26 protein-coding genes are annotated in these 25,795 nt (G+C 69.1%); 14 read left to right on the forward strand and 12 right to left on the reverse strand.

The window, feature by feature from the left end:
* The first annotated feature begins 13 nt into the window (after positions 1 to 13).
* The 6 genes from HARCEL1_RS08990 (at position 14) to HARCEL1_RS09015 (ending at position 6,917) form a co-directional block, all read left to right on the forward strand.
* Positions 14 to 997, forward strand: a complete 984-nt coding sequence (locus HARCEL1_RS08990; protein ID WP_108382590.1) for an HhH-GPD family protein — start codon at positions 14 to 16, stop codon at positions 995 to 997.
* Positions 998 to 1,086: 89 nt separating this feature from the next.
* On the forward strand, positions 1,087 to 1,437 hold the full coding sequence (locus HARCEL1_RS08995) for an Hsp20/alpha crystallin family protein (protein ID WP_108382593.1): 351 nt from the start codon (positions 1,087 to 1,089) through the stop codon (positions 1,435 to 1,437).
* Positions 1,438 to 1,444: 7 nt separating this feature from the next.
* A complete protein-coding gene (locus tag HARCEL1_RS09000) occupies positions 1,445 to 3,190 on the forward strand; it encodes an ABC1 kinase family protein (protein WP_108382596.1) in 1,746 nt (581 codons plus the stop codon).
* Positions 3,191 to 3,215: 25 nt separating this feature from the next.
* The gene (locus tag HARCEL1_RS09005; protein WP_108382598.1) at positions 3,216 to 3,749 is read left to right on the forward strand and encodes a DUF5815 family protein; all 534 of its coding nucleotides are present in this window, start codon (positions 3,216 to 3,218) and stop codon (positions 3,747 to 3,749) included.
* Between the two features lie 47 nt (positions 3,750 to 3,796).
* Positions 3,797 to 4,627 carry an aldo/keto reductase gene (locus HARCEL1_RS09010; protein WP_108382600.1) on the forward strand — a complete coding sequence of 277 codons (831 nt, stop codon included), beginning with the start codon at positions 3,797 to 3,799 and terminating at the stop codon, positions 4,625 to 4,627.
* Positions 4,628 to 4,664: 37 nt separating this feature from the next.
* Positions 4,665 to 6,917: a beta-glucosidase gene (locus HARCEL1_RS09015; RefSeq protein ID WP_108382603.1), complete on the forward strand. Its 2,253-nt coding sequence runs from the start codon at positions 4,665 to 4,667 to the stop codon at positions 6,915 to 6,917.
* Positions 6,918 to 6,944: 27 nt separating this feature from the next.
* On the opposite strand, the gene HARCEL1_RS09020 is transcribed toward HARCEL1_RS09015, so the two are convergent.
* Complete coding sequence (locus HARCEL1_RS09020; protein ID WP_108382605.1) at positions 6,945 to 8,261, reverse strand: M28 family peptidase; 1,317 nt, start codon at positions 8,259 to 8,261, stop codon at positions 6,945 to 6,947.
* A gap of 91 nt (positions 8,262 to 8,352) precedes the next feature.
* On the opposite strand from HARCEL1_RS09020, the gene HARCEL1_RS09025 reads away from it, so the two are divergent.
* Positions 8,353 to 8,799 carry a TIGR00725 family protein gene (locus HARCEL1_RS09025; protein ID WP_108382608.1) on the forward strand — a complete coding sequence of 149 codons (447 nt, stop codon included), beginning with the start codon at positions 8,353 to 8,355 and terminating at the stop codon, positions 8,797 to 8,799.
* 1 nt (position 8,800) lies between these two features.
* On the opposite strand, the gene HARCEL1_RS09030 is transcribed toward HARCEL1_RS09025, so the two are convergent.
* Positions 8,801 to 9,196: a DUF302 domain-containing protein gene (locus HARCEL1_RS09030; RefSeq protein WP_108382610.1), complete on the reverse strand. Its 396-nt coding sequence runs from the start codon at positions 9,194 to 9,196 to the stop codon at positions 8,801 to 8,803.
* Between the two features lie 132 nt (positions 9,197 to 9,328).
* Between HARCEL1_RS09030 and pepF the strand changes: the two genes are divergently transcribed.
* The 5 genes from pepF (at position 9,329) to HARCEL1_RS09055 (ending at position 13,873) form a co-directional block, all read left to right on the forward strand.
* A complete protein-coding gene (gene pepF / locus HARCEL1_RS09035) occupies positions 9,329 to 11,134 on the forward strand; it encodes an oligoendopeptidase F (RefSeq protein WP_108382613.1) in 1,806 nt (601 codons plus the stop codon).
* 110 nt (positions 11,135 to 11,244) lie between these two features.
* Positions 11,245 to 12,465, forward strand: coding sequence for a proteasome-activating nucleotidase Pan2 (gene pan2, locus HARCEL1_RS09040; protein WP_108382615.1), 1,221 nt, complete (start codon positions 11,245 to 11,247; stop codon positions 12,463 to 12,465).
* Positions 12,466 to 12,496: 31 nt separating this feature from the next.
* Positions 12,497 to 12,784 carry a DUF5779 family protein gene (locus tag HARCEL1_RS09045; protein WP_108382618.1) on the forward strand — a complete coding sequence of 96 codons (288 nt, stop codon included), beginning with the start codon at positions 12,497 to 12,499 and terminating at the stop codon, positions 12,782 to 12,784.
* 40 nt (positions 12,785 to 12,824) lie between these two features.
* Complete coding sequence (locus tag HARCEL1_RS09050; protein ID WP_108382620.1) at positions 12,825 to 13,466, forward strand: hypothetical protein; 642 nt, start codon at positions 12,825 to 12,827, stop codon at positions 13,464 to 13,466.
* Complete coding sequence (locus HARCEL1_RS09055; RefSeq protein WP_108382622.1) at positions 13,463 to 13,873, forward strand: hypothetical protein; 411 nt, start codon at positions 13,463 to 13,465, stop codon at positions 13,871 to 13,873. The genes HARCEL1_RS09050 and HARCEL1_RS09055 overlap by 4 nt, the downstream gene beginning before the upstream one ends.
* A 12-nt stretch (positions 13,874 to 13,885) precedes the next feature.
* Here the strand turns inward: HARCEL1_RS09055 and HARCEL1_RS09060 are convergent, their stop codons facing one another.
* The 3 genes from HARCEL1_RS09060 to HARCEL1_RS09070 all read right to left on the reverse strand — a co-directional run bounded on the left by HARCEL1_RS09060 (position 13,886) and on the right by HARCEL1_RS09070 (position 16,228).
* Entirely contained in the window at positions 13,886 to 14,095 is a 210-nt protein-coding gene (locus HARCEL1_RS09060; protein WP_108382625.1) for a ribbon-helix-helix domain-containing protein, read from the reverse strand.
* 40 nt (positions 14,096 to 14,135) lie between these two features.
* On the reverse strand, positions 14,136 to 14,939 hold the full coding sequence (locus tag HARCEL1_RS09065) for a hypothetical protein (RefSeq protein WP_108382628.1): 804 nt from the start codon (positions 14,937 to 14,939) through the stop codon (positions 14,136 to 14,138).
* 65 nt (positions 14,940 to 15,004) lie between these two features.
* Positions 15,005 to 16,228 carry an MBL fold metallo-hydrolase gene (locus tag HARCEL1_RS09070; RefSeq protein ID WP_108382630.1) on the reverse strand — a complete coding sequence of 408 codons (1,224 nt, stop codon included), beginning with the start codon at positions 16,226 to 16,228 and terminating at the stop codon, positions 15,005 to 15,007.
* Positions 16,229 to 16,390: 162 nt separating this feature from the next.
* Between HARCEL1_RS09070 and HARCEL1_RS09075 the strand changes: the two genes are divergently transcribed.
* A complete protein-coding gene (locus tag HARCEL1_RS09075) occupies positions 16,391 to 17,017 on the forward strand; it encodes a DUF7342 family protein (RefSeq protein WP_108382632.1) in 627 nt (208 codons plus the stop codon).
* 2 nt (positions 17,018 to 17,019) lie between these two features.
* Positions 17,020 to 17,484, forward strand: coding sequence for a hypothetical protein (locus HARCEL1_RS09080; protein ID WP_174182925.1), 465 nt, complete (start codon positions 17,020 to 17,022; stop codon positions 17,482 to 17,484).
* 5 nt (positions 17,485 to 17,489) lie between these two features.
* On the opposite strand, the gene HARCEL1_RS09085 is transcribed toward HARCEL1_RS09080, so the two are convergent.
* From HARCEL1_RS09085 to HARCEL1_RS09115, 7 genes are all read right to left on the reverse strand, one after another.
* Positions 17,490 to 18,782, reverse strand: coding sequence for a glucose-6-phosphate isomerase (locus tag HARCEL1_RS09085; RefSeq protein ID WP_108382634.1), 1,293 nt, complete (start codon positions 18,780 to 18,782; stop codon positions 17,490 to 17,492).
* Between the two features lie 100 nt (positions 18,783 to 18,882).
* On the reverse strand, positions 18,883 to 19,602 hold the full coding sequence (locus tag HARCEL1_RS09090) for a DUF2103 domain-containing protein (RefSeq protein ID WP_108382637.1): 720 nt from the start codon (positions 19,600 to 19,602) through the stop codon (positions 18,883 to 18,885).
* A 65-nt stretch (positions 19,603 to 19,667) separates the two neighbouring features.
* Entirely contained in the window at positions 19,668 to 21,092 is a 1,425-nt protein-coding gene (locus HARCEL1_RS09095; RefSeq protein ID WP_108382639.1) for a tRNA pseudouridine(13) synthase TruD, read from the reverse strand.
* Positions 21,093 to 21,133: 41 nt separating this feature from the next.
* Complete coding sequence (locus HARCEL1_RS09100) at positions 21,134 to 21,718, reverse strand: hypothetical protein (protein WP_159077078.1); 585 nt, start codon at positions 21,716 to 21,718, stop codon at positions 21,134 to 21,136.
* Positions 21,719 to 21,844: 126 nt separating this feature from the next.
* Positions 21,845 to 22,036 carry a hypothetical protein gene (locus HARCEL1_RS09105; RefSeq protein WP_108382644.1) on the reverse strand — a complete coding sequence of 64 codons (192 nt, stop codon included), beginning with the start codon at positions 22,034 to 22,036 and terminating at the stop codon, positions 21,845 to 21,847.
* Positions 22,036 to 23,361: a Coenzyme F420 hydrogenase/dehydrogenase, beta subunit C-terminal domain gene (locus tag HARCEL1_RS09110; protein WP_108382646.1), complete on the reverse strand. Its 1,326-nt coding sequence runs from the start codon at positions 23,359 to 23,361 to the stop codon at positions 22,036 to 22,038. Before HARCEL1_RS09110 ends, HARCEL1_RS09105 begins: the two co-directional genes overlap by 1 nt.
* A 2-nt stretch (positions 23,362 to 23,363) precedes the next feature.
* Positions 23,364 to 25,700, reverse strand: coding sequence for a rhodanese-like domain-containing protein (locus tag HARCEL1_RS09115; protein WP_108382649.1), 2,337 nt, complete (start codon positions 25,698 to 25,700; stop codon positions 23,364 to 23,366).
* Between the last annotated feature and the right edge of the window lie 95 nt (positions 25,701 to 25,795).

A 25,795-nucleotide genomic window follows, 5' to 3' on the forward strand; every position in this document is an offset into this window, starting at 1 on the left:
CGACCCGCCGCCGATGAGTAGCGTGGCGTGGCCGACGGATCCCGACCACCTCCGCGAGGCCCTGCTGGCGTGGTACGACGACGGGCATCGCGAGTTTCCCTGGCGCGACGATGCCGACCCCTGGGCGATCCTCGTCTCGGAGGTGATGAGCCAGCAGACCCAACTCGATCGGATCGTCGAGCCCTACCGCGAGTTCGTCGATCGGTGGCCCACCCCGGGGGCGCTCGCCGCCGCGGATCGTAGCGCGGTCGTCGCGTTCTGGACCGATCACAGTCTCGGCTACAACAACCGGGCACGATATCTCCACGAGGCCGCCGCTATGGTCGTCGAGGAGTTCGACGGGTCGCTGCCCGCGGATCGCGACTCGCTCCAGACCCTCCAGGGCGTCGGCCCCTACACCGCGACCGCGGTCGCAGCGTTCGCGTTCGATCGGCCCGTCGCCGTCGTCGACACCAACGTCGAGCGCGTCCTCTATCGGCTTCTCGAGGGCGTCCGCGAACACGACGATCCGCCCTACGACGCGTTGATCGAGGAACTGCTCGCGCCCGACCGCCCGGCGGCGTTCAACAACGCGATCATGGAACTCGGTGGCGTCGCCTGTACACCGACGCCCGCGTGTGACGACGCCGCGTGTCCGTTCCGATCGCACTGTCATGCCTATCGGACGGGCGATTTCACCGCGCCAGACGTGCCCACACAGCCCGCATTCGACGGGTCGCGCCGGCAGTTTCGCGGGCGCGTCCTCCGAACGCTCGCGGACGGCCCCCGCCCGGTCGACGCCGTCGGGCACGCGGTCCGGGTCGACTACGATCCGGCGGGCGACCCCGGCCGCGAGTGGCTCGATGGCCTGCTCGACGACCTGGAGCGCGATGGCCTGATCGAACGGCGCGAGAGCGACGGCGAACGCGTCGTCGCGCTGCGATCGTCGGACTCCCCGGCGGAGACTAGAGACGCGACAGCGGAGACTAGAGACGCGACGGCGGACGGACCTGACTGATCGACGATCGCCCAGGGCCCACAGTCCGTGCCCACACCACTCACACCGCGACCCCGGCCTTTTTCGCCTGGCCCGTCGTAGCCCGATCCATGACAGCGCTCGAAGACGGCCTCGCTGAACTGCCCGACTCGGTGTTCGCGGACCTCCTGGAGTCCGAGGAGGCCTACTGCCTCCGGATCGACGTGCCCGGCGCGACGCCCGATTCGACGACGGTGACCGCCGGCGACGGGCGACTCTCGATCGAGGCCCACCGGCAGAAAGACCCGCCGGCCGAATACTCCTACGTCGAGGAGCGCCGCCAGATGATCCTCGACGTCGAGCTTCCGCTCCCGCCGATCGTCGACAGCGACGAGGCAACGGCGAGCGTCGAGCGTGGCGTCCTCGAAGTGACGCTGCCGAAACGCCACACGGGCGGCGTCGAAATCCCCATCGAGTCGTAGGTGACGGCTGGTGTTTCGCTCCTACGCGCGCTTTCTGAGAGTCGTCCGGCAGTTCCTCCCGCTGGCGATCGCGTACGCCCGGGATCGCCGGCGTTGGGTGCTCGTCGGCGGGTCGCGTCGCGTCGACGCCGACACGCAGCGCCGACGCGCCGAGCGCCTGCTGGACTCGATGCTCACGCTCGGGCCGACGTTCATCAAACTCGGGCAGTTGCTCTCGACACGCCCCGACGTCCTCCCGCCGGCGTACATCGAGGAGTTCACGCGCCTGCAAGACGACGTGCCGCCCGCCGACTGGCCGGAAGCGAAAGCGATCCTCGAAGCCGACCTCGGCCCGATCGAAGAGGTGTTCACCGAATTCGACACCGCCCCGATCAGTGGCGCGAGTCTCGGGCAGGTGTACGCCGCCGAAATCGACGGCGAGCCAGTCGCGGTGAAGGTCCGCCGGCCCGGCGTCGAAGAGTTGGTCGCCGCGGACCTGCGGGTGATCAAATGGCTGCTGCCGATCCTCCTGTATTTCGTCGACGACACCCGGTCCTTTTCGCTGGAGACGATGGCCGAGGAGTTCGAGCGCACCATCACCGAAGAGATGGACTACGAGCGCGAGGCGAGGATGTGTGCGGCGATCGGCGCGAACTTCGCCGACGACCCGGGCGTCGCGATTCCCGACGTGTACGACGACTACTCGACCGATCGCGTCCTCGTCATGGAGTACGTCGACGGGACGAAAGTGACCGATCTGGACGACCTCGACGCGCGGGGGATCGACCGGACGGACCTGGCCGAGCGTCTCGAACGCACGTACTTCCAGATGATCGTCGACGACGGGGTCTACCAAGCCGATCCCCATCCCGGGAATCTCGCGGTGCAGGACGACGGCACGCTCGTCTTCTACGACTTCGGGATGAGTGGGCAGGTCGATTCTCGCGTGCGCGATCAGATCGTCGAATTCTACGTCGCCGTCGCAGAACAGGACATCGACGGGATCCTCGACGCGTTGATCCAGATGGGGACCCTGTCGCCCGAGGCCGATCGGCAGATCATGGCCGACGTCCTCGAACTCGCGATCGCTGACGCCCGCGGTGAGGAGATCGATCAGTACCGCGTCCAGGAGATCGTCCAGCGCATCGAGGACACCATCTACGAGTTCCCCTTTCGGTTGCCCCCGAATCTCGCGCTCGTCTTGCGCGTCGCGACCGTCGTCGAGGGCGTCTGTGTCACCCTCGATCCCGGGTTCGATTTCATCGCAGTCGCGACCGAGTACCTGGCCGACGAGGGCCACCTCCAGCGCGGTGTCGAGCGGGCCGCTCGCGACGCCGGCCGAGACCTGCGGGCAGCGGGCGAGGCGCTGGTGTCGGTGCCGCCGAAACTCGATCGCACACTCGACCGGATCGACCGCGACGCCCTGACGCTCACCGCGACGATCGACGACGAGAACGGCCACATCGAGCGTCTGGGCGCCCGGATCACCCTCGGGATGGTCGCCGCCGCGGGCGTGCTCTCGACGGCGATCCTCCAGGCGTTCGGCACACAGATCACCACGCTGTTTGCGGCACTGGGCACGCTCGTCGTCGGGATCGCCCTGTATCGATCGTTCCGCAAGCAGCGTGGGATCCGGGCGAAACCGCAGTTCACCCGTCAGAACCTGGGCGCAGGCGACGGAATCGGCGGAGACAGGACCCACGACGGGACACGTGCAGACGACGAACCGATCGCTGGCGATACGAACGGCGACGAGTCGTTCCGCGGCTCTTAAACCCACACCACACGAACGAGGTGGTATGTCAGTCCCAGGCGTGCCGACCGACGACGACCCGGAACTCGAACTGCCCTGTGGCGAGACCGTCGACGTCCGCGAGTTCGATCTGAACACCAGCGAGATCGACTGTGAGTGTGGCGAAGCCCACGGTGTCGTCTACGACACCGATCCGCTCACCCGGTTCATCCCCGAGCAGATGGCCCACACACTCGAAGAGACCGTCAAGCCCCGCGAGACCGACCACACGTTCGGAACGCTCCACGCGGTGGGGATGCTCGCAGACGAAGTCCCCCAGACGGTCGCCTCGACCGACGCCTCCGAGATTGGCGAGGTCGGGTTCAACTACGTCTGGGTGAGCGACTTCACCGCTCGCGAGGTCCACGTGCTGCTCGTCCAGTTGCTGGTCGACCTGATGGATCACGCCGTCGACCAGGTCGGTGACGACTCGATCAAATCCGCGTTCGCTGAACGGCTCGACGGCCTCGACGTCGAGGAGTTCGTCGACGAGTACCGCACCCAGCGGTCGTTCGACGGGCCCGACGACACCGCCGTTTAGGGCGGGGCTCCCAAACGCTCTTATCGGTCGGCGGTCCGTTCCCGAGTATGGCCCCGACCGTCGACCTGCCGACCGGCGCGATGCCCCAACTCGGCCTCGGAACGTACAAACTCCACGACGAGACAGTTCGCGAGGTGCTCGACACCGCGTACGACGCGGGCTATCGCCACGTCGACACCGCCGAGGGCTACGGCAACGAAGCCGCGCTCGGTGACGCGCTCGCGAGCTACGACCGCGACGACTTTTGGATCACCTCGAAGGTCTTGCCCTCGAATCTGAACTACGAGTCCGTGATCGACGCCTGCCAGGCCAGCCTCGACCGGTTGGGCATCGACACGCTCGATCTGTATCTCGTCCACTGGCCGAACCCGGCGATCTCGTTGCGCGAGACCCTCGACGCGATGGCGACACTCGTCGATCGCGGCCTCGTCCGTAACGTCGGCGTCTCGAATTTCACGGCCTACCAGCTCCGGGCCGCCCGGCGGATCAGTCCGGTCCCGATCGCCGTCGATCAAGTCGAGTTCCACCCCTACTATCAGCAAGAACGCGTGCGCGAAGAGGTGGCCGACGGCTCGATCGCACTCGAAGCGGCGGCCCCGCTCGCCCGCGCGGCGGTGTTCGACGACCCGACGATCACCGAGATTGCCGAGCGATACGATCGTACGCCCGCCCAGATCACGCTGCGGTGGGCGATCGAGCACGGCGCGACGGTCATCCCCCGATCGTCGACGCCCGATCACGTCCGAGCGAACGCGGACGTGCTCGACTGGTCGCTCGACGATCGGGACGTGGGGGCGATCGACGATATCGCGACCCGCGAGTCGGCGTACTACGAGGGGTTCGACTTCACAGGCGAGACGTACGGTATCGCTGAATAAGCGAACGATCAAATGGATCGCGGGCCGAGCGACGCGCATGCACGCAGCGGACGCCGCGCCCGCGATCGACGCCCTCCTCGATCGGATGACGCTGGCCGAGCAGTGCGCCCAACTCGTCGGTGTCCGCCCGTGCGATCTGGCCGATTCGGAGGGGCGATTCGACCCCGAGCGGGCCGCCGAGGCGATTCCCCACGGCGTCGGGCACGTCGCCCGCATCGGCGGGTGGGCCGGACGCGAGCCACGCGACGCTGCCGCGTTCGCGAATTCCGTCCAGCGGTTCTGTCGCGAGGAGACTCGCCACGGGATTCCCGCGATTCCCCACGAGGAGTGTCTCTGTGGCTACATGGGCCCGGGCGGGACGGTCGTCCCGCAGGCGATCGGGATGGCCGCGACCTTCGATCCCGACCTCCTCCGGGCGACGACCGACGCGATCGGGGCGGAACTCGCGGGGATCGGCTGTCGACAGGCGCTCTCGCCCGTGTTGGACGTGGGTCGAGACCCCCGATTCGGGCGGATCGAGGAGACGTTCGGAGAGTCGCCCGCACTGATCGAGGTGATGGCGACGGCGTTCGTCGATGGGATCCAGGACGGCGACGGGCCCGCACTCGGCGCGACGGTCAAGCACTTTATCGGGCACGGGACCCCGTCGGGTGGGCGGTCGCGTGCGTCGGTCTCGGTCGGCCCGCGTGACCTCCGGGCCGTCCACGCACGACCGTTCGAGACGGTGATCGCCGCGGCCGACCCCGACGGCGCGATGAACGCGTACAACGACGTCGACGGACGGCCCTGCGGGGGCGCCCCAGAGCTTCTTGAGGGCCTGCTCCGCGACGACCTGGGCTTCGATGGCACGGTCGTCTCCGACTATTTCAGCGTCCCGCAACTCGCCTCGGTCCACGGCGTCGCGAGCGACGATCGCGAGGCGGCCCGACAGGCACTCACCGCCGGGATCGACGTGGAACTGCCCGAAGCCGACGCCTATCGCGCCCTCGAAGCGAGCGTCGAGAGCGGCGATCTCGACCGCTCGGTCGTGCGGCGGTCCTGTCGGCGCGTCCTCGAACAGAAGGCCGCGCTCGGCCTGTTCGCGGATCCCACGATCGACGCCGAGCGGGCGAGCGATCGCGTCGGGGCCGAGCGCACCCGCCAACTGGCCCAGCGAGCGGCCCGCGAGAGCGTCACGATCGTCGAGTCGGGCCCGCTCCCGATCGACGATCCCGACCGTATCGCCGTCGTCGGGCCCCAGGCCGACGCGACAGTCGGCCTCCTGGGTGATTACGCCTACCCGGTCCACATGGAGGATCCGGACGCGTGTGCCGTGGTCTCGCCGGTGGAGGGGCTGCGTCGCACCGTCGACGCCCGAATCGACCACGCGCCTGGCTGTCCGCTGCTCGACGACGATCGGTCGGGCATCGAGGAGGCGCGATCGGTCGCCGCCGACGCGGATCTCGCGATCGCGGTCGTCGGCGCGCGCTCGGGGCTGTTCGCCGCCGAGACCGAAGACGGCGAGTACACCGGCCTGGCGAGCGCGGGCGAGGGGATCTCGCGGTCGGGGCTGGGCCTGCCGGGCGTCCAGCCGGAGTTGCTCGACGCACTCGCCGCGGTCGACACCCCCACCGTCGCAGTCGTCGTCGCGGGCCGCCCACTCAGGGTCGACGCGGCGGTCGACGGCCTCGTCTACGCCTGGCTGCCCGGCGAACGCGGCGGCCTGGGCCTCGCGGAGGCGCTCGCTGGGACCGACCCCGGCGGGCGACTCCCGGTATCGATCCCCCGATCGGCGGGTCACGTCCCCGCCCATCACGCCCGCCGGCCGCAGTCGGGCCCCGCGGGCTACCGGTTCGGACCGGGCGATCCCGCCCACGCGTTCGGCGCTGGCGAGAGCTACGCGACGATCGAATACGGCCCGCTGGAGGCCCCCGACGCGAGCGAGACGACGGCGCCGCTCGAACTCGCGACGACGGTCACGAACGTCTCCGATCGCCCGGGGGTCGCGGTTCCACAGGTGTACGCCACCGATCTGCCGGGCGATCGCACCAGCCCCGAGCGTGAGCTCTGCGGGTTCGCTCGGGTCGACCTCGATCCCGGCGCGTCGAAGCGCGTCTCCTGGTCGATCCCAGCGGTCGCGCTGGCCGACTACGACGCCGACGTGGAGCGGGTGCTCCACCCCGGACCCGCAACGATCGCACTCGGCCGGTCGAGTGCCGACCTCGTCGATCGGCAGTCATTCGACCTGACTGGCGACCCAGCACGGCTCCCGCCGGGTCGCGATCATCGGGCGACAGTCACGATCGAGTGAGTGGCCGTCACACCAATGACGGTCGAGTCACCACGCCTCGGGCCAGACGCCTGCCGTGCGCATCCGGTCGGACAGGCCCGTCTCCTCGAAGCCCGCCCGGATCGCGTCGGGGTCGCGCCGCGGGACGCGCGTGTCGAGCAACCGGCGGACGGCCACCGCCGCGACCATCGCGTGATCGCGGACGGTCGCGATCGAGACCTTCTCGCGGGTGTCGGCGGCAGTGTGGGTGACGCCGCGCTCCCAGCGATCGGTCCGCCCGCCGGGTCGAGTGCTGTGAAACTGCAGTGCCGGGACGCCACGCCGGAGAAAGGGCCAGTGATCGCTGTACGGGTGGGTCCGGGTCACCCGATCGATCGGCCGGTCGAGATCACGCGCGACGCCGGCGATCAGGTCGTCGAGCGCGTCCGACCCGTGGGTGATCGCCTTCGGGCGGGGGTGCCGGCCGATCCCGTCGCAGTTGACGACCGCGCGAATCCGGTCGGTGTCCATCGCGGCGGCCAGCGCCGCCGACCCGAGCAGGCCGACCTCCTCGCCGCCGACGGTCGCGACGTCGACGCCGAGCGGGAGATCGACGCCGACGAGGGTCTCGACGACCGCGACCAGCGCGGCGACGCCGGCCCCGTTGTCGAGTGCGCCCTCACCGATCGCGTGAGCGTCGTGGTGGGCGACGACGAGGACGCGATCCGCGGTGTCGGGGCCGATCCGCCCGCGCACGAGGTGGGTCTCACCGTCCGTCAGACGAGCCGAGACCGACAGTTCGACCGGCCGGTCACGGCGGTCGAGCGTCGCGGCGGTCTCGTGGCTGATCCCCGCCGCGACCAGCGGGCCCGCCTGGCCCGTCCCGACGGTGCCGGTCGGGCGGAGTTGTCCGGGCCGGTCGCCCGCGAGGAGAAATCCCGCCGCACCGCGTTCGGCGGCCCGCCCCACGGCGGCGAGGCGGTGCGTGTCGCCGCCGGCCCGAGAGAGGGCGATCGCGCCGTCGAGATCGGCGTCGGCGTCGATCGATCGAACGGGGCCGATCACCGTCCCCGCCGGCGAGTAGGGGAGCGCGGTCGCCGCGTAGTGATCGGGCGTCGCGTCGCCCTGGGCGTCGATGCCGGCGCTCGCTGCGGGCGGATCGATCGCGAGCGACGCGCCATCGGCGTGCCAGACCTCGATCGGGACGGCCTCGCGACGCGTGTCGACCGCGCCCGCCCGGTCGAGGTGATCGAGAATGCGGTCGGCCGCGCGACGCTCGCCGTCGTGGCCCGCGACGCGGTCGAGTGCGACCAGATCGTCGAGGACGCGCCCCGGGAGTGGCGACTGCCAGACCCGGCCGAGCGCGCGGTCGAGGGCCGCGTTCATGCCGGCCCATCGGGGGCCGTGACCTAAAGCCAGGGGGCGATCGTGGGCCCAGGATCGTCACTGCCAAACGACTGCCCTCGGAGGAGTTCGCATGCGCGTGAGTGTCATCGGTGGGAGTTCGGTCGACGAGGAGACCAGCGCGATCGCTCGCGAGGTGGGCCGATTACTGGCCGAGCACGGCCACACCGTCGTCTGTGGCGGGCGTGGCGGCGTGATGGCAGCGGTCTGTCGGGGTGCGAGCGAGGCCGGCGGGCAGACGATCGGCATTTTGCCCGGTGAGGACCGGAGCGCGGCCAACGAGTTCGTCGACACCGCGATCGCGACGGGGTTGGGCAACGCCCGCAACGCGCTGGTCGTCATGAATGGCGACGCCGCGATCGCGATCGACGGGGCGACGGGCACGCTCTCGGAGATCGCCCTCGGACTCGACGCGGGCCGGCCCGTCGCGGGCCTGGACACCCACGACGTGGCGGGCGTCGCGGCCGTCGACACGCCCGCAGCGGCGGTCGACTACGTCGAGCGGGCTGGCCCGGAGTAGCTTAGACGCGGTCCTCGACGGTGTCGAGCGCGCGCTGGAGTCGGTCGTCGACCTCGGTCGCGATCGGATCGAGCGCATCGTTGTCAGCCAGGCCAACGAGACGCTGTGGATCGACCGCCGCGACGACTACACCGTCGTCGGCCTCGTAGACGATCACGTTACACGGCAGCAACGCCCCGAGTTCGATCTCCTCGCGAAGCCCCTCGTGAGCCAGCGGCGGATTGCACGCCCCGAGAATGCGATACTGGCGGAACTGTTCGTCGAGTTTCGCCGCGAACGTTGCCTGCACGTCGATGTCCGAGAGGACACCGAAGCCTTCGTCGCCAAGTGCGTCGATCGTCGCCTCGACGACCGCGTCGAACTCGCCCGCGACCGTCGTTCGTGTCGTGTACGTCACGTCTCTGGGTGTCGCCGTCACCACCTAAAGGTTCGGTCGAGCGAGCACCCGGACCGGGCCCGACTGCAGCGGGCCGACCGACACGGACCCGACGGACGACACCCTTTACGTGCCAGCGATCCAGGCGGATCTATGCCCACCGCCGACTCCCGTGAAGCGGTTCCGACCGAGTACACCTGGGATCTCGACGCACTGTACGCCGACCGCGAGGCCTGGGCGGCCGACATCGCGAGCGCTCGCGAGTCCATCGACGACCTCCGTGCGTTCGAGGGTCAGGTCGCAGACGATGCCGACAGCCTCGCCGCGACGCTCGAAACCTACGAGGAGTTGATGCGGACCGTCTCGAACGTCGCCTCCTACGCCCGGATGTGCCGGGACGAGGACACCCGCGACGACGACGCCCAGGCCATGCTCGCGGAGGCCCAGTCGCTGTCCGCGGCCGCGAGCGAGGCCGCGAGTTTCATCGAACCGGAACTCCAGCAGGCCGGCCGCGAGGTCGTCGAACCGTATCTCGCGACCGACGCGCTGGCCGAGTACGACCACTACCTCGACGACGTGCTCCGGATGGAGGCCCACACCCGATCGCCCGAGATCGAAGCGCTGCTCGCAGATCTGGGCGAAGTGCTCGGCTCGCCCGGTGAGATCTACGACACGCTCGCGAACGCCGACATGACGTTTCCGAGCGTCCCGGCCCCCGAGGGAGAGGACGGCGACGTGGAGATCACTCTCGACAATGTCACGACCCTGCTCCAGCGCCAGGACCGCGCGTTCCGCGAGCGCGTCCACGACGCCTTCTACGGGGAGTGGGCGACCGTTCACAACGCCGTCGGGACCGCGTATCACAAATCGGTGCTGACCGACGTGAAATCGGCTCGCGCTCGGGACTACGACTCCGCACTCGACGCTTCACTCGACGGCCCGAACGTCCCGGTGGACGTCTACGACACCCTCGTCGAGACGGTCCGGGATCGCCTCGACCCGCTGCATCGCCACGCCCGGTTCAAGGCCGACCACGTCGGGGCGGAGGCGCTCCGGCCCTGGGATTTCTACGTCCCACTGACCGAGACCGAAAGTCCGGAGATTCCCTACGAAGAGGCCTGCGAGCACGTCCTCGACGCGGTCGGCGTGCTCGGTGAGGAGTACCGCGAGCACTGCGCCGACGGCCTGGAGAATCGCTGGGTCGACGTCTACGAGACGCCGGGCAAGCGCGCCGGCGCCTACAGCGGCGGGACCTACGACAGCCAGCCGTACATCCTCATGAACTACCAGGACGACGTCTCCTCGATGTACACGCTGGCCCACGAACTCGGCCACTCGATGCACTCGGAGTTGACCAGCGAGGCCCAGCCCTATATTTATGGCAGCTACGAGATCTTCGTCGCCGAGGTCGCGAGCACCGTCAACGAGGTCCTGCTGACGCGGCACCTGCTCGCCGAGAGCGACGACGACCGCCTGACCCGACACGTCCTCGATCAGTCGCTCGAACGGTTCCGCTCGACGCTGTTCCGCCAGACCATGTTCGCAGAGTTCGAACGGCAGGTTCACGCGACCGTCGAGGACGGCGACCCGATCACACCCGATCGGCTGGACGAGGCTTATCGCGACCTGAAAGCCGACTACTACGCGCCCGCGGAGTTGGACGAGCATATCGCACGGGAGTGGATGCGGATCCCGCACTTCTATCGGTCCTTCTACGTCTACCAGTACGCCACGGGCCTGTCGGCGGCGGTCGCGATCGCAGACCGGATCGACGAAGAAGGAGCGGACGCCGCCGCGGCGTATCGGGACTTCCTCGCGCGCGGGTCGAGCGACTATCCGGTCGATCTCCTCCGATCGGTCGGCGTGGATCCGACGACCGCCGACCCCGTCGCGGCGGCGATCGACGCCTATTCGGACGCACTCGACCGGATGGCCCGCGTCGCGGACCTGGACGGCTGACCGAGTCCGCCGATCGTCGACGATCCGCCCGGCGGCAGTCGACTGTGACCTCGCCGGGTGAGACGACCCAAAAGGCACTTTTTTCTTGGGTGGGTAGTTCGGGTAACCAGATGTCCCGTAGCCCGTCTCTCCCAGACAGTCCGAAGCTGGATATCGACGCCGAGATGGGGCCCGACGAGCGGCTGGCGGCGCTCACGGAACACTTTCGTGACGTTCGACGGGTCCACGAGGAACTCCACGATCAACTCGACGCCGCGCGGGCCAGACGGGACGAGATCGAAGCCGACGTCGACCAGCTCGAACGCGAGAACGAGACGCTGAAGACGTCGTCGCTCTACATTGCGACCGCCGAGGAACTCACCGACGACGGGATCGTCCTCAAACAGCACGGCAACAACCAGGAAGTGCTCACCGAGGCCAGCGACGCGATCCGCGATCGGCTCGACGCGGGCGATCGCGTCGCCGTCAACGACTCGTTTTCGATCAAGTCCACACTCGACCCCGAGACCGACAGTCGCGCACAGGCGATGGAGGTCTCGGAGTCCCCGACGGTGACTTACGACGACATCGGTGGGCTGGCCGAGCAGATCCGCGAGGTCCGCGAGGCGGTCGAACAGCCCTTGATCGAGGCCGATCGGTTCGTCGAGGTCGGCGTCGAACCGCCGAGCGGCGTGCTCTTGCACGGCCCGCCCGGCACGGGCAAGACGATGCTTGCGAAAGCCGTCGCGAACGAGACCGACGCCACGTTCATCAAGATGGCGGGCTCGGAGTTGGTCCAGAAGTTCATCGGTGAGGGCGCACGCCTCGTCCGCGATCTGTTCGAACTCGCCGCCGAGCACGAACCCGCGGTGATCTTCATCGACGAGATCGACGCCATCGCTGCCAAACGCACCGAATCGAAGACCTCGGGCGACGCCGAGGTCCAGCGGACGATGATGCAACTGTTGAGCGAGATGGACGGGTTCGAGGATCGCGGTGAGATCCGCATCGTCGCCGCGACCAACCGGTTCGACATGCTCGACCGGGCGCTGCTCCGCCCCGGCCGGTTCGATCGCCTGATCGAGGTGCCCAAACCCGACCCCGAGGGCCGGAAACGGATCTTCGAGATCCACACCCGCGAGATGAACCTCGCGAACGACGTCGATCTGGCAGCGTTGGCCGACAGCGTCGAGGAGGTCTCCGGCGCGGACATCCGCGCGATCTGTACCGAGGCCGGGATGTTCGCGATCCGGGAGGATCGTACCCAGGTGACCGAGCGCGACTTCCGTGAGGCGATCGCGAAACTCGAATCCGAGTCCGACGACGTCGGCACGCCCGTCGCGTTCTACTAAGCTTGATAGGGGTCGGCGTCGACCCCCTCGCATGAGCGAGTTCGATCTCGACTTGCGAACGATCGAAGAGTCGATCGAGGACAGCGACGGCCCCCACCGGATCGTACTCGACGTGCTCGACGGATCGACGCCGGACCGAGAGTACGTCGAGGCGATCGAGGCGGGCCAGGTCCTCGTCCTCGCGGTCGAGGGCGACGTCAACGAGCGCGCGGCGGGCTTCGCGCGCGACGTGCACGCCGGGGGCGGGTCGCTCGTCCACTTTCGTGGCTTTTTGATCGTCGCGCCACCGGGCGTCGGCGTCGACACCGACCGGCTGTGAGCCCCACCAAGACTTTGCGCCGTCGGGTGCGAGGTTCCCCATGGCACGTTTTATCGACTGTGGTCCGGCGCTGACCTGGATCACCGATCCCGACGAGCGCATGCATCGGGCCAGTCACGCCCTCTCGGTCGACGGTGAGACGTGGCTGATCGACCCCGTCGCCGTCGAGGGGCTGGCGGACCGCCTCGAAGATCGGCCACCGGTCGCCGGCGTGGCCGTCCTGCTCGATCGGCACAAACGCGACGCCGACGCGCTCGCGCGTGAGTTCGGCGTCCCGATCGCCATCCCCGATTCGATGGACGTCGCGAGCGCGTTCGACGCGCCGGTCGATCGGATCACGGACACGCTCGGTGAGACCACCGTTCGGGTCGAGACCGTGATCGACTGGCCGGTCTGGACCGAAGCGGTCGCCGTCCACGAGGCCAGCGAGACGCTGGTCGTCCCCGAAGCGGTCGGGACGGCCGCCTACGAACGGGCGGGCGGCGAACGCGTCGGCGTCCACCCCATGTTGCGCCTGATGCCCCCGCGATCGCTCGGGCGGTATCACCCCGACTGCCTGCTCGTCGGCCACGGCGAGCCGGTCTGTGAGGGCGCGAGCGCGCCGCTCGACGACGCACTCGCGCACTCGCGACGTCGCGCCCCCGCCGCCTATCTCCGCGCCGCTCGGGAGGCACTCCCATGAGCACCGTCCACGCGACGAGCGACCTGATCGGCGTGCTCTTAGACCGCGCTCGTGACCAGGAGCCCCAGCAGGTGACCGTGCCGCTGGCGACGACGCCCGCCGGACAGCTCGACGTCGGCCTCGACCCCGAGGTCGCGGTGTTTACGCACTTCTACTGGCCGACCGAGTCGAGCGTCGACGCCGTCTTCGGGATCGACCTCTCGACCCCGCTCGCCCGGACGAGCGGACGTTTTCTCTCCCATCCCGACGGTGAGGCCGCACCGACGGTGACCGACGATCTGCACTCGGTGCTGCTGGTCGGAGTCCCGCCCTGGGAGCGCGAGGACGTCCGGGCGTACGACCAGCACGGCCCCGCCGACCTGTCGATCCACGACGTCGAGTTGCCGCCCGAACACGTCGAGGAGTGAGGGCGGCGGCGATCACTCCAGATAGCCCAGGTCGCGCAACTGCTCGGTGATCTCCTCGAAGTCGGCCTCGGTGAGCTGGCCTTCGCGTTCGTGCTGGATGACGATACTCCGAAGCAGAAAGCGGACGAGATCGCTCGTCGACTGAAAGCTCGTGCCCTCGATGGTGTCCTCGACCCGATCCGCGAGGTCCCGCGGGATCGAGACGGTCGTGTAGTCGGTCATACGGAACAGTCGGTCGGGGCGTGGAAGGACGTTGTGCTCGCTACTCGGTGGCGTCGAGGGTGACCGCGCCCGCACCGACGCCCGCCGCGGCGCGTTCGACGCGATCGAGAAGTTCGGCCCGGCAGTCCTCGATCGTCGCGGGGTCGCCACCGATCCGATCGACGACGAGATCCTCGAAACGCGTGTCGTAGGTGCCCTGGCCCACGTGTTCGACGAACTCGTGGGTGCGCAGTTCGCGATTCGCGGCGTAGGCTGCCGTGCGGTCGCCGCCGACGCCGCCGGCCTCGAACGCCGCGACCGGTGTCGCGGGCCCCTCCCGATGATAGTGAACGAGCATCGCGACCGCCCGATCCGAGAGCGCGTCGATCCGGTCGTGGAGCGCCGCGAGATCGCTATTGCGCGGATCGGGCGATTCGACCGCGTCGAGACCGGCGAGCGCGTCGGTCAGCGTGTCGCCACTCCCGTCGGCAGCGTCTGTGTCGGAGTCGTTCCTGCCCTCAGCGTCAGAGGACCCCGCTTCCGGGAGGAGTCCGTCGTCACCACTGTCCGGGTCGAACGCAGGGCCGGCCTCCGACGCGTCGCCCGCCCGGGAGTCGCCAGTCGCCGTCGAATCGCCGCTCGCCTCGCCTGCGCCCACCCGCGTCCAGTCCGGCCACGCGGGGGCGTCCGGTGGATCGACCGTCGACTCGTCGTCGAGGTGCTCCGAGGCTGCAGCCACGAACTCCTCGACGAGGCGGTTGAGCCGACGCGCCTCGTCGAGTTCGGCTTCGAGGGCGGCGATCCGGGCGTTTTTCTCGTCGATCAGGGCCGACAGGTCCGCGACCCGATCGGACTCGTCGCTCATGGGAGAGACGTGCGTCTCGATGCGCTTAACTCCCCGTCAGACACCGCGTTCGAACCCGGAGCGGCTCAGACGGTGATCGGATCACCGACGGCGGGAGCCGCGGCGTCGATCCCGTCCGCGCGCAGCGACTCCGCGAACGATTCGCACCGATCGCCGTGCGTGACGAGCACGCGCGTGTCCCGATAGTCCGCGAGGAACGCCCGGAGACCGTCGCGATCGGCGTGGGCCGACAGATCGAACTGTTCGACGGTCGCACTCGCCTGGATCGATCGCCCGTCGACGGTCGCCCGACCGCGTTCGAGCAGGTCGCGGCCTGGGGTCCCGGGCACCTGAAAGCCCGTGAGTGCGATCGTGTTCTTGGGCTGGTCGGCCACCAGCGGCAGGTAGGTCGCGACGGGCCCGCCCCGACACATCCCACTGGTCGTGACGATCACCGTCGACTCGGCGGCGATCCGGTGGCGATCACCCGAGACGAACCGGGCGTGGGATTTCGCGCGGGCGAAGGCCCTGGGATCGGCCAGCATCGATCGGGAGTGATCGAGCAACTCGAAGACGCGCTGGCCCATCCCGTCGACGTAACAGGGGAGATCGGCCGCGGCGAGGATCGCCGCGACCTCCTGGGTGCGCCCGATCGCAAAGGCAGGCACGAGGACCGTCCCGCCGTTCCAGAGCGTGCGCTCGACGCGCTCGACGAACCGCGACTCGATGTCCCCGCGCGGCGGGCGCTCGGTGTCGCTGTAGGTCGCCTCACAGACGACCGCGTCCGCCGAGGGCCGGGCCGTCGTGCCCGCCAGCAGGCGCTGATCCGCCGTCGTGAAATCGCCGGTATAGAGCAGGCGCGTCTCACCGTCGTCGATCAGGACGTGCGCACTGCCCGGGACGTGCCCGGCGTCGAGGAGGGTCACCCGATAGCCCGCGGCGTCGAAGGGCTCGCCGTAGTCGTGGACCCGTGAGACCTCGCCGAGACGGGCGACGTGTGGGTCGGCAAAGGGCGCGCGTGGCGTCCCACCGTGAAGTTTGAGGGTATCCTGTGCGAGCACGCGCGTCAGATCGCGGGTGATGGGCGTCCAGTGAACGGGCGGGCGCTCGGTACCGGCGAGCAACGCGGGGATCGCCCCCACGTGATCGAGGTGGCCGTGGCTCGCGACGACGGCGTCGGGGTCGGGGATCGACTGGGGCAGGCGTGGCGACTCGTCGGCGGTCAGCCCGAAATCGACGAGCAGCGAGTCGTCGATCAGGAGGGCACTCCGACCGATCTCGCGGGCCCCACCGAGAAATCGCAGCTCCATGGCATCGTTCGGCGCCCCGTTGGGGAGTGGCTGACGGTCTGCTCCACGACGAGCAGTCGGGTCTTCCGATCGACCGCGTCAGCCTCTTCGAACTCGCCACCACCGAGGCACGCATATCTGTCCTCGAAATTCATATCTGTCCCGAGTGCGAACGCCCAGGCGATGGGCGACGAAAGCGAGCCGACTGTCGAGGGGCCGACGCCGGACGCGGAGTCGTTGCCGGAGCGATCGATCGACGATATCGACGCCTTCGAGGTCGATCCGGACGAGTTCGACGACCTCGACGAGTTCGCGACCGCCGAGTGGACGGCTTCGACGACGGCCAGAGAGCGCGTTCGGGCCGTCGCCAAACGGACGACCGAACCGACGACGGCCGGGGCAATCGCAGATCGCGCCGCCGTCTCGGTGACGGCCGCACGGAACACGCTGAACGCCCTCGTCGAGGACGGGCCGATCCGGTCCGAACAGACGACAAACGGCCGGCTCTACGCCCGTGATCCCGACTGGCACCTGATGGGGCAGATCGAGCGTCTCTCGCGGGCCGACGCGCTCGTCGATCGCATTCAGGCACTCCAGGAGGAACTGGCGGAGTATCGCGACACCTACGGGGTCGACTCCCCAGCCGAGGCCCTCGTCGAATCGGACCTCTCGGACTCGGAACTCGACGATATGTCCCACTGGCGAACGGCACGCCGTGATCTGGCCGTGCTCCAGGCGGCGTATCGATTCCGCGAGGCCCGTCGCTCGACGCGAACGGGCGGACACGACGCCCGTGGCGTCCCGCAGTAATCATGGTGATGGGACGCGGCACGCCGCTGGACGGCGACGCGATCGTCGCCGCCGTCAGCGCCATCGAGCGCCGACTCGGAGACTGTGTCCACGACGTGGCCTACCGGAACACACGAGACGGCCCATACGAGACTGCCTGTCTCACACCACGGGAAGCACGACTCACGCTCGTCCCGGGAATCGACCAGCGAGGCGGATATCTCGACGTCCAGTGGTGGGAGAACGGCGACTACAAATATCACTACCGCGAGGAGGGGCTGACATTTCGCTTCGGCCGAGAGGAAGCGAACGCCGAGACCGACGATCCAATTCGGCACTTCCATCCACCCGACGACCGCTCGGCCCACGAGCCGTCCGCGATCGCAGTCACGACACCCGAGCGCGTCTCGATCGCCGTCGGCACCGCCTGGATCAGTGCCGTCCGTACGGGCGATCCCGATCGACTGAACGACGGCGAACTGCCCTGAAACACCTACTCGACGACGAGTTCGGTCTTCTGATCGACCGCGTCAGCCTCTTCGAACTCGCCGCCACCGAGGAGGCCGCGCGCGGCCTTCTTGCCCCACTCGACGGCGGGTTGGACGAACGTATCGACGTCGTACAGTTCGCCCGCGAGGATCGTCGCGGCTTCCATACTGTAGAGGAGTTCCCCAAGCCCCCGCTCGTCGACCTCGTCGATCTCGATGCGGACGTTCGGCAGGTCCGCCTGGGCGAGTGAGGCTTCGGTGGCCTCGAACTCCGCGTCGAGAAGGTCGCCGAGTGTCGATCCGCCGAGATAGGAGAGTCCCTCCAGATCGGTCTCGGGAATCGCCCGATCGGCCCGCTCCTCGGGGCGGACGAGCGTCACCATCTTGTCGTGCGGTCCGGCCCGATACAGTTGCAACTGGGAGTGCTGGTCGGTCGCGCCAAGTGCGCGCACGGGCGTCTGCCCCAGGCCGTCTTTGCCCAGACTCTCCGCGGAGAGTTGAGCGTACCACTCCGCGAACGTCTCCAGCGATTCGGCGTACGGCATCATCGCGTTCACGCCCGCCCCGCGAACGTCGAGGGCGTACGTGATCGCGCCGTAGGCGTAGGCAGGGGTGTCGTACAGCGACCCCGAGAGGTCGTCGGCGACCTCGCCAGCGCCCGCGAGCACGGCCTCGATGTCGAGGTCCGCGAACGCCGCCGCGGCCAGCCCCACCGTCGAGAGTGCCGAGAACCGCCCGGGGACGCCGTCCGGGACGTCGAGCGCGGGCAGATCGTGCTGATCGGCGAGATTGCGGAGATTGCCCGCCTCGCCGGTCGTGACCCAGGTCCGCTCGGTCCAGTCGACGCCCGCATCGTCCATCGCCTCGCGGACGACCAGGAAGTTCGCGAGCGTCTCGGCGGTCGTCCCCGACCGGGAGACGACGTTGACCGCCGTCGATTCGAGATCGATCTCGCTGAGCAGGTCCTCGATCCACTCGGGGTCGACGTTGTCGAGATAGTACGCCTCGACGTCGTCGGCGAGCGCGTCGGTGAGTGTCGCCGCACCGAGTGCGCTCCCACCGATCCCGACGTTGAGCAGCGTGTCACAGTCGTCGAACGGTGCGACGGCGGCCCGGATCGCCTCGGGATCGACCGTCGAGGGCAGATTCAGTGATTCGTAGCCGTGAGTGCTGGCCGCCCGCCCGGCCGCGATGGTGTCGTGAGCGTCTGCGACGCGCCGATCGAGACGGTCCAGAGCGCCCTCGGGGACCCCTGGTGTCGCCTCGCTCGCGAGTGCGTTACCGATGTCGACCTTCATGTGACAGGGTCTCGCAGGCCGACACGTACGTCTGTCGATTCACCGGCGGCACTCGCCGGGATCGGTGGCCGGGGGGTGGCCCCCGGGCTGAGTTCGGCTCTCACTCGCCGCCGAAGCCCGCCTCGTCGAGCGCGACGTTCAGATCCGCGCGGATCCGCTCGCCCGCCGTGCGCTCGTCGGCGGTCGTCACCACGCGATTCTCCTGGACGGTCGAGCCCTGTCGGACGATCAGGCGGACGTTCCCGCCGCGATCCGCGCGGGTCGCCTTCGCGCGCAACTGCCCGCCGCTGGCCCCGCCGGTCTCGATCGGGCCCGGGATGACCTTCTTCACGTGCGGATGGTCGGCCGCACACTCGACGGCGGCCCGGCCCGCCCGATCACCGATGAGCGTCGAGTGCGCGCCGCTGATCTTCGCCGCGGGCGGGCGCTCAACGACCGCGAGGCCCTCGTCGCTACGATCCGCGAGGACGCTCTCGACGGGGTCGTCGGCCCCGACCCGGAAGAGCGGGCGAACGACCTGCCCGCGCAGCGCCTGGACGACCGTTCGGTCGCCCGCGACGTGGACGTCCTCGGGGCGCTTGCGATGGATCTCGTCGGCGATCAGCCCCGCGAAGTTTCGGAGTTCGATCGGTTCCGCGTCGCCCGATTCGGGCGTCGTCGTGATGGTGCGTGCGCCACGGACGTCCTCCTCGAAAATCGCCGTCACGGTCGCGCGATCGCGCGCACAGTCCACGACGACGGTGTCGGCGTTCGCGGTGTGACAGACCAGGCAGTAATCGCCCGGGCGATCCAGATCCGATCCGCATTGCCGACACGACACACCGTCCGATCGGCCGGTCGGCCCAAAAGGACCGCGTTTTCCCGTCCGCTCCCGTTCAACACGTCTCAGAGCCGGTCGGGATCGACCTTGCAGTACTCTCTGAGGATTGCGGTCGCGTAGCTTCCCTTGGGCAGCGCGAAGGATAGGGCAGGATCGTCGGCACTACTCACCGTCAGATCGGTCGCGACCCGGATCGCACGTCGATCGCCCGTGGAGCCGAAGGGGTCGGGGCCCGCGAACTCGTCCGGTGCGAGATCGGCGTCGTCGAGGAGCGCCCGTTCGATGTCACCGGGCGCAGTGTCCGCCGCAGCGAGTTCGGTTGCGGTGCCGACCAGCGGATGGGTGACGACCGCGCGCCCGCGCTCGCAGTGGCGCTCGATCGTCGCGACGCGATCCGAAGTCACCCGCTGGGTGCGAGCGGTGTCGGGGACGAACACGCCCTCGCGCTCGGTGCCAAAGGCGACCACGTCGCCGACGACCGGGCGATCGAACGGGAGGCCGCGCTCCAGGCGCGCCGACAGCATGCGATTGAACAGCCACGACTGGGCGGCGTGGACGTAGAGTCGCTGGAGGCTCTCGGGCGCGGTCTCGACCGCCGCCTGGAAGTCCGCGGGCGAGTCGGCGTCGCGCTCGCGACACCGCTGGAGCATCGCGCGCTCCTGGCCGAGATGGCCCGGCATCGCATCGAGTGCGCCCGCCCAGTCGGGGTCCTCGCCCGCGGCGAGACGCTCGAACGCCCGATCGGCGGTCTCGCGAGCGGCCTGGGTCCGCTCGGGTTCGCGCTCGCTGGGCCGGCCGACGACCGCGCGGACCGCGCCCTGCCAGTCGTCGCGGACGATCGCCAGTCCGACGCGATGGGTGATCGCACGGCGCGACCCGAACCGCTGCTGGCCGAACCAGTTCGGGACGGCGACGCGTGCCGTCCGAGTCGTATCGCTCGATTCGTCGGCGCTCGATTCCCCGTCCGATCCGTCCGCGTCAGTCCGCTCCGCTGCACCCGCGAACGCCGCTAACTCGTCGGTGATCGCCCCGACCCCGTCCGCGGCGTCCCGGACGACGATTTCGAAGCGGTTGCCCACCAGATCACCGAACAGGACGGGCCGACCGGTCCGGCCACAGACCGAGAGTTCCGCGTCGTCGATCGAGAGGTCGGCGACGGCGTCGGGGTCGGGGTCGCGAATCGAGAACAACTGTGTCGTGACGGCGTGGCGGTCTTTCGTCCCCGCCCAGGTGATCCGCTCGCGACTCATCTCCAGGCGGTCCGCAACCCGGCCCGCGAAGTCCGATGTCGCCCACCCACGAAGCGTCGCGCGAACGACGACGTGCGGATACGCGCCCGGATCGGCGTCGATCGACTCGAAATCGACATCCTCGATCTCATCGACGCGGAAATCTTTAGGGGAATCGCGCAGGCGACCGCCGACGCCGTCGGTGTCGCTGACGTAGTAAGCGATCCCCACGCTGGCCTCGTGGGGGTGGGCTTCGCGCATTGCGAGGAAGAGAACGGGGACGCATTAGTCGCTGGCGAAGGTCAGCCGCTGAGCCATCGGTCCAGCATCTCGATTCCGGCCTCGATCGGTCCGTCGCGACCGTCCTGGAAGTCCACGCCGGCGATCGACGGCGGCTCCGGATCGTCCGAATCGTCGACGAGAGCGATCAGCAGTGAATACGGACCCAGCGGTTCGGGGCCGAACGGTGGAGTCGTCTCGACGACCACCTGAATGCCATCGTCAGTCCGGTACAGCGTCCGCGGTGTGAGTTTCGATAGATCGCCCATCTTCTGGGCGAGCACCAGCGTCGTGCGCTCGAAGTCGATCTCATCGAGCCACAGTCTAAGGCGTGAGGAGTCCCTGTCGTTCGGCGGACTGAGATCGAGCCACGCCTCGGCTGTCGATCGATCGGTGAACGTCTGGCTGTACGTTCCGAACGGCTGGTCCTCCGGGCCGCCGTCTGCGAACTGAGGCCGTTCGCCCGCGCGTCGCTCGCGGGCTGACTCGACGAGGACATCACCCTCGGTCGAAAAGACCTCCAGTGAGAGGGACTCCACGTTGTTGCCAGGGTACGGCGTCGATCGGGCCCAGGCGACGGCCCCACTGGCTGCGAGCAGCAACGACACCAGTCCAGTCAGAAGTCGACGACGTTTCACGGTCGCGTCCACCCCTGAGCGTCGACGATCATGCGTCGTCTAACGGGCGACAGTCTGACAAACGTTTCGAGTCGATGTCGTTTCACCGATCGCGTCTCACTCCGCCCGCTCCTCCGAGAGGTGTTCCCACACCTCCGCACAGCCACAGCCGTCCTCGACGTCGAGGTGATCGTCCACGCGCTCGGTCTCGGCGGCGCGCTCATCGACATCCTCGGCGCTCTCGCTCGCCGCGTCATAGTCGTCGGTCGGTTCCTCGTCTCGCCGCTCGGTCGTGACAGTCTCGGACATTAACACCACTCCTCGTACTGCTGAATCCGCGCCGGGTTGAACGCGACCGGCGCGCGGTCGGTGCCGTCGTAGGCCTCGCGGTGGGCGGCGTAGGGGATCCAGATCCCACCGTCGGGGTCGATCTCGCGTGGCGACTCGCGACGGGCGCGCTCGCGATTCCAGGTCGCGATCTGGGCGATCGGGCCCGTCTCTTCGATCGGGCGGGTGTCGAGGTCCGTCGCCGCGAGCGCGCGCTCGCCGCGCGCGGTCCGGACGAGCACCGTCGACTCCTCGCGCTCGCTGCCGATCGTTCCGACCGCGATGTCCGCCGTGCGTCCGGTCGCGTCCCCGCATTCGAGACAGCCGTCGGGGATCGCACCCGCGACGCTATCGGCGGGTACCGATCGCTCCGTGCCGTCCGCGAGTTCGACTTTGAGCCCGTTGCCCACGAGATCCAGGCCCACGACGTCGCCGGGATCGATCGCGTGAGCGCTCTGGAGGACGCCCGCGAGATGCTCCTGTTCGAGCGCCTGGGTACACCACAGCGAGATCCGCAGGTCGATCGCGTCGAGTGGCGGGTGCTCGTCGAACCGCGGGTCCCGATAGTCGCCGTCGCCCGCGAGCGCGGCGACGCCCTGGTGGACACACGGCGTGCCCACGAGGGCGAGTTTTGGGTCCTCGGGCAGGTCCGCCGTGGCGATCAGGTCCGGAACGGCGGCGAGCTGGAGGGGCTGATCGAACACCGTCCCACCGCTCGCGCGGGCCTCGGCGGGGTCGGTGACGAGTTCGGGCGTGGGCGCGTCCAGCGGGGCGCCGCTCGCGACGACCGCACCGTCGATCTGGCCCGCCGCCAGCAGGTCGGCGAGCAGCGTGGAGACGACCCCGCCGTGTTGACCCTCGCTCGACCCGCGCGCGGCGACGGCCGCGCGGACCGGGCCCGGCAGGTCGTCGGTCGGCGCGGCGGTCGCGGGCGCATCGCTCGTCTCAGTGGCGGAGGCGTCGCTCGGCGTCGCCGCGGACGACGCCCCAGGCAGCGCCTCGTAGCGCAGGCCCGCGCGCGGACAGGTGTCCCAGCAGCGCGAACAGCCAGTACACATCTTCACGAGCGTCGGCCGGCGATCAGAGTCGGCGATGCCGATCGAATCGGACGGGCAGGCACTCACACAGGCCGCACACCGGACACACCGGTCGGCCGCGATGACGGCCTCGTCGAGGTCGCGAAACCAGACCTTGTTCCGCGGCGGGTCGACGTCCCGTGTGGATTCGCGTGGATCCGCACCGACGGATGGGACTCGCGGGCTGGCGTCGGACAGTGCGTCGGTCGTCGATGGGTTGGAGTCGGACATGATCAGTCGGCAGTGGGTTCGGCGACGGTGGTCGGATCGGCGATACTCGCGAGTTCGGCGGCGGGCGTCTCGCGGACGAACGCCTCGATCGAATCGCCCTCGCGGTCGGCGGCCTCGATCACCCGCGCGATCGCTTCGGGGCCGTCTTCGATCGGGATGCGCCCACAGAGCCAGCGGGCGAACTCCTGGTTGGCGGGATCGCCCCCGACGGCCAGGTCGACCGCCGGGTGGGGGACCGGGTCCGTCTCGTCGCGACGGGTCTCGCCGCGCAGGCCGACGTCGGCCAACTGTGGCTGGGCACACGAGGCGATACAGCCGCTGAGCGCGACCCGGACGCGATCGAAGCAGACGTCGAGGGTGGCGTCCAACTCGCGGGCCCACCGCCAGGCCCGAGCCTTGGTCTCGACGAGCGCGTACGTACAGTACTCCCGCCCCGTACAGGTGACCATCCCGCGGGTGACCGGGCCGGGATCGGGGCTGTAGGCCTCCAGGGGCTCACTCGCCCGGAGAGCGTCGACCCGATCGCCAGGCACGTCCGCGACCAGGAGGTTCTGGTTGTGCGTGATCCGCAGGTCGCCGCTGCCGTACTCGGCGGCCAGATCGGCGATCGCGGCGAGATCAGATCCGCCGATGCGCCCGACCGGGACGGCCAGCCCGACCATGGAGCGGCCGTCCCCCTGTTCGTGGACGCCGACGTGATCGCGGCGGACGCCCTCGCGGAGGTCCGTGCCCGCCGATTCGAGGGAGCCGTCGTAGTGGCGGTCGAGTTCGTCGCGGAAGGTGTCGACGCCCCACTGCTCGACCAGGAATCGGAGGCGGTTCACCGCGGTGTCGAGATAGCTCCCCTGCGCGACGAACAGGTCCGCCGTCGCCGCGACGATATCGACGACCCGCTCTGGCTCGACGAACACGTCGAGCGGGTCCGCGAAGCGGGGGCTATCGGAGAGTCCGCCGCCCGCGTGGACGTTGAAGCCCAGGCGACCGTCCTTTTTCGCGGGCGTGAAGCCCAGATCGTTGATCCCCGGGCGCGCGCTGACCTGGCGCGATCCCGCGACGCTGACCTTGAGTTTGCGAGGCAGGTTCGCATAGCGTGTGTCGGCCTCGAAGTACTCGGTGACGGCCTCCGCGACCGGCCGGGTGTCGATCACCTCGTCGGGAGCGAGACCAGCCGCGGGGTTGGCGACGACGTTGCGCACCGAGTTCCCCCCGGACTGGTACGTCGAGACGCCGACCGCCGAGAGGCGATCCCAGATCGCCGGAATGTCGCCCATCTCGATCCAGTGGTACTGGATCCCCTGCCGGGTCGTCAAATCGAGATAGCCACCGTCGAACGGGCCGGCGTCGTGACTCGCGGGCGGGACCGCGTATTCCTCGGCGATCGCCCCGAGTGTGCGGGCCTGGTCGGCGGTGACCAGTCCGCCCGGAAGCTTCGTCCGGAACATGTGGTGCTCGCCGCCCTGCTTCTGGTCGTAGATCCCGACGAGTTTGAGTTTGCTCGCGGAGTGCTCGCCCAGCGCGTCGTGGACCGCCCGCGTCCCCTCGCTGGCGTGTTCGCGGACGATCCGCTCGATCTCGGTGGGGTCCCACGTGGGCGCGGCGGCCTGCAGCCAGTCACGAAGACTGCCTTCGTAGAAAATAGCGTCGCCGTAGCCCGCGTCGAGCAAGGCGACGAGGACGAGACTCAGGCGTCGCGCCGTGTTACAATAGAGGACGATATCCGTGTCCGGATCGAGACCGACGGCCTCGAACACCGCCGCGCGCTCGTCGGGCGGGCGGACCGACCCTTCGGAGAGCAGGCGCTCGACGTCACAGTGGATCGCCCCCGGGATGTGGCCCTGATCGTACTCGGTCGCGGTCCGGGTGTCGAGGAGGATCGCCTCACCCTCGCTGGCGGCTTCGACCGCGCTGCGATCGGCCAGCAGCGGAGAATCGTAATCGGTCGACTCGTAGGTCGCTGGATCCGAATCGACGCTCTCGGTCGTCAGATCGACCGCGCGAGCGAGCGATTCCACGTCGTGACCGACCAGTCCGAGGTCGGCGTCGTGGCCGAGGACAGCGAGGGTCACCAGGAATCGTGCGGCGTTGGCCGGGTCCGCGCCGTAGGCGATCACTGGCGTCGAGCGGTCGATTCCCGCCGCTCCGAGCGCGTCGGTGATCGCGTCGGGGTCGGGGAGCATTCCGGGCGCGAAGCCCGTCGGATCGCGATACACGTCGGGTGGAATCGAGACTGCGTCAGGCACGTGGCCCACGTCGTGATAGGCCGCGGCCTCGCGAACGTCGACCACGACGGCGTCCGATCCCCCCAGAGTCTCGGGTGAGACGAATTGGATCTGTTGCATCACACAGTCCTCGACGCCCCCACGACATACCCCGTCCGCCCCTCCGCAACGTTGCCTCAGTTCGTGACGAAACGATTAGACAGAAGTCACAGCGT

The sequence above is a fragment of the Halococcoides cellulosivorans genome, assembly GCF_003058365.1.
GTDB classification, from domain to species: Archaea; Halobacteriota; Halobacteria; order Halobacteriales; family Haloarculaceae; genus Halococcoides; species Halococcoides cellulosivorans.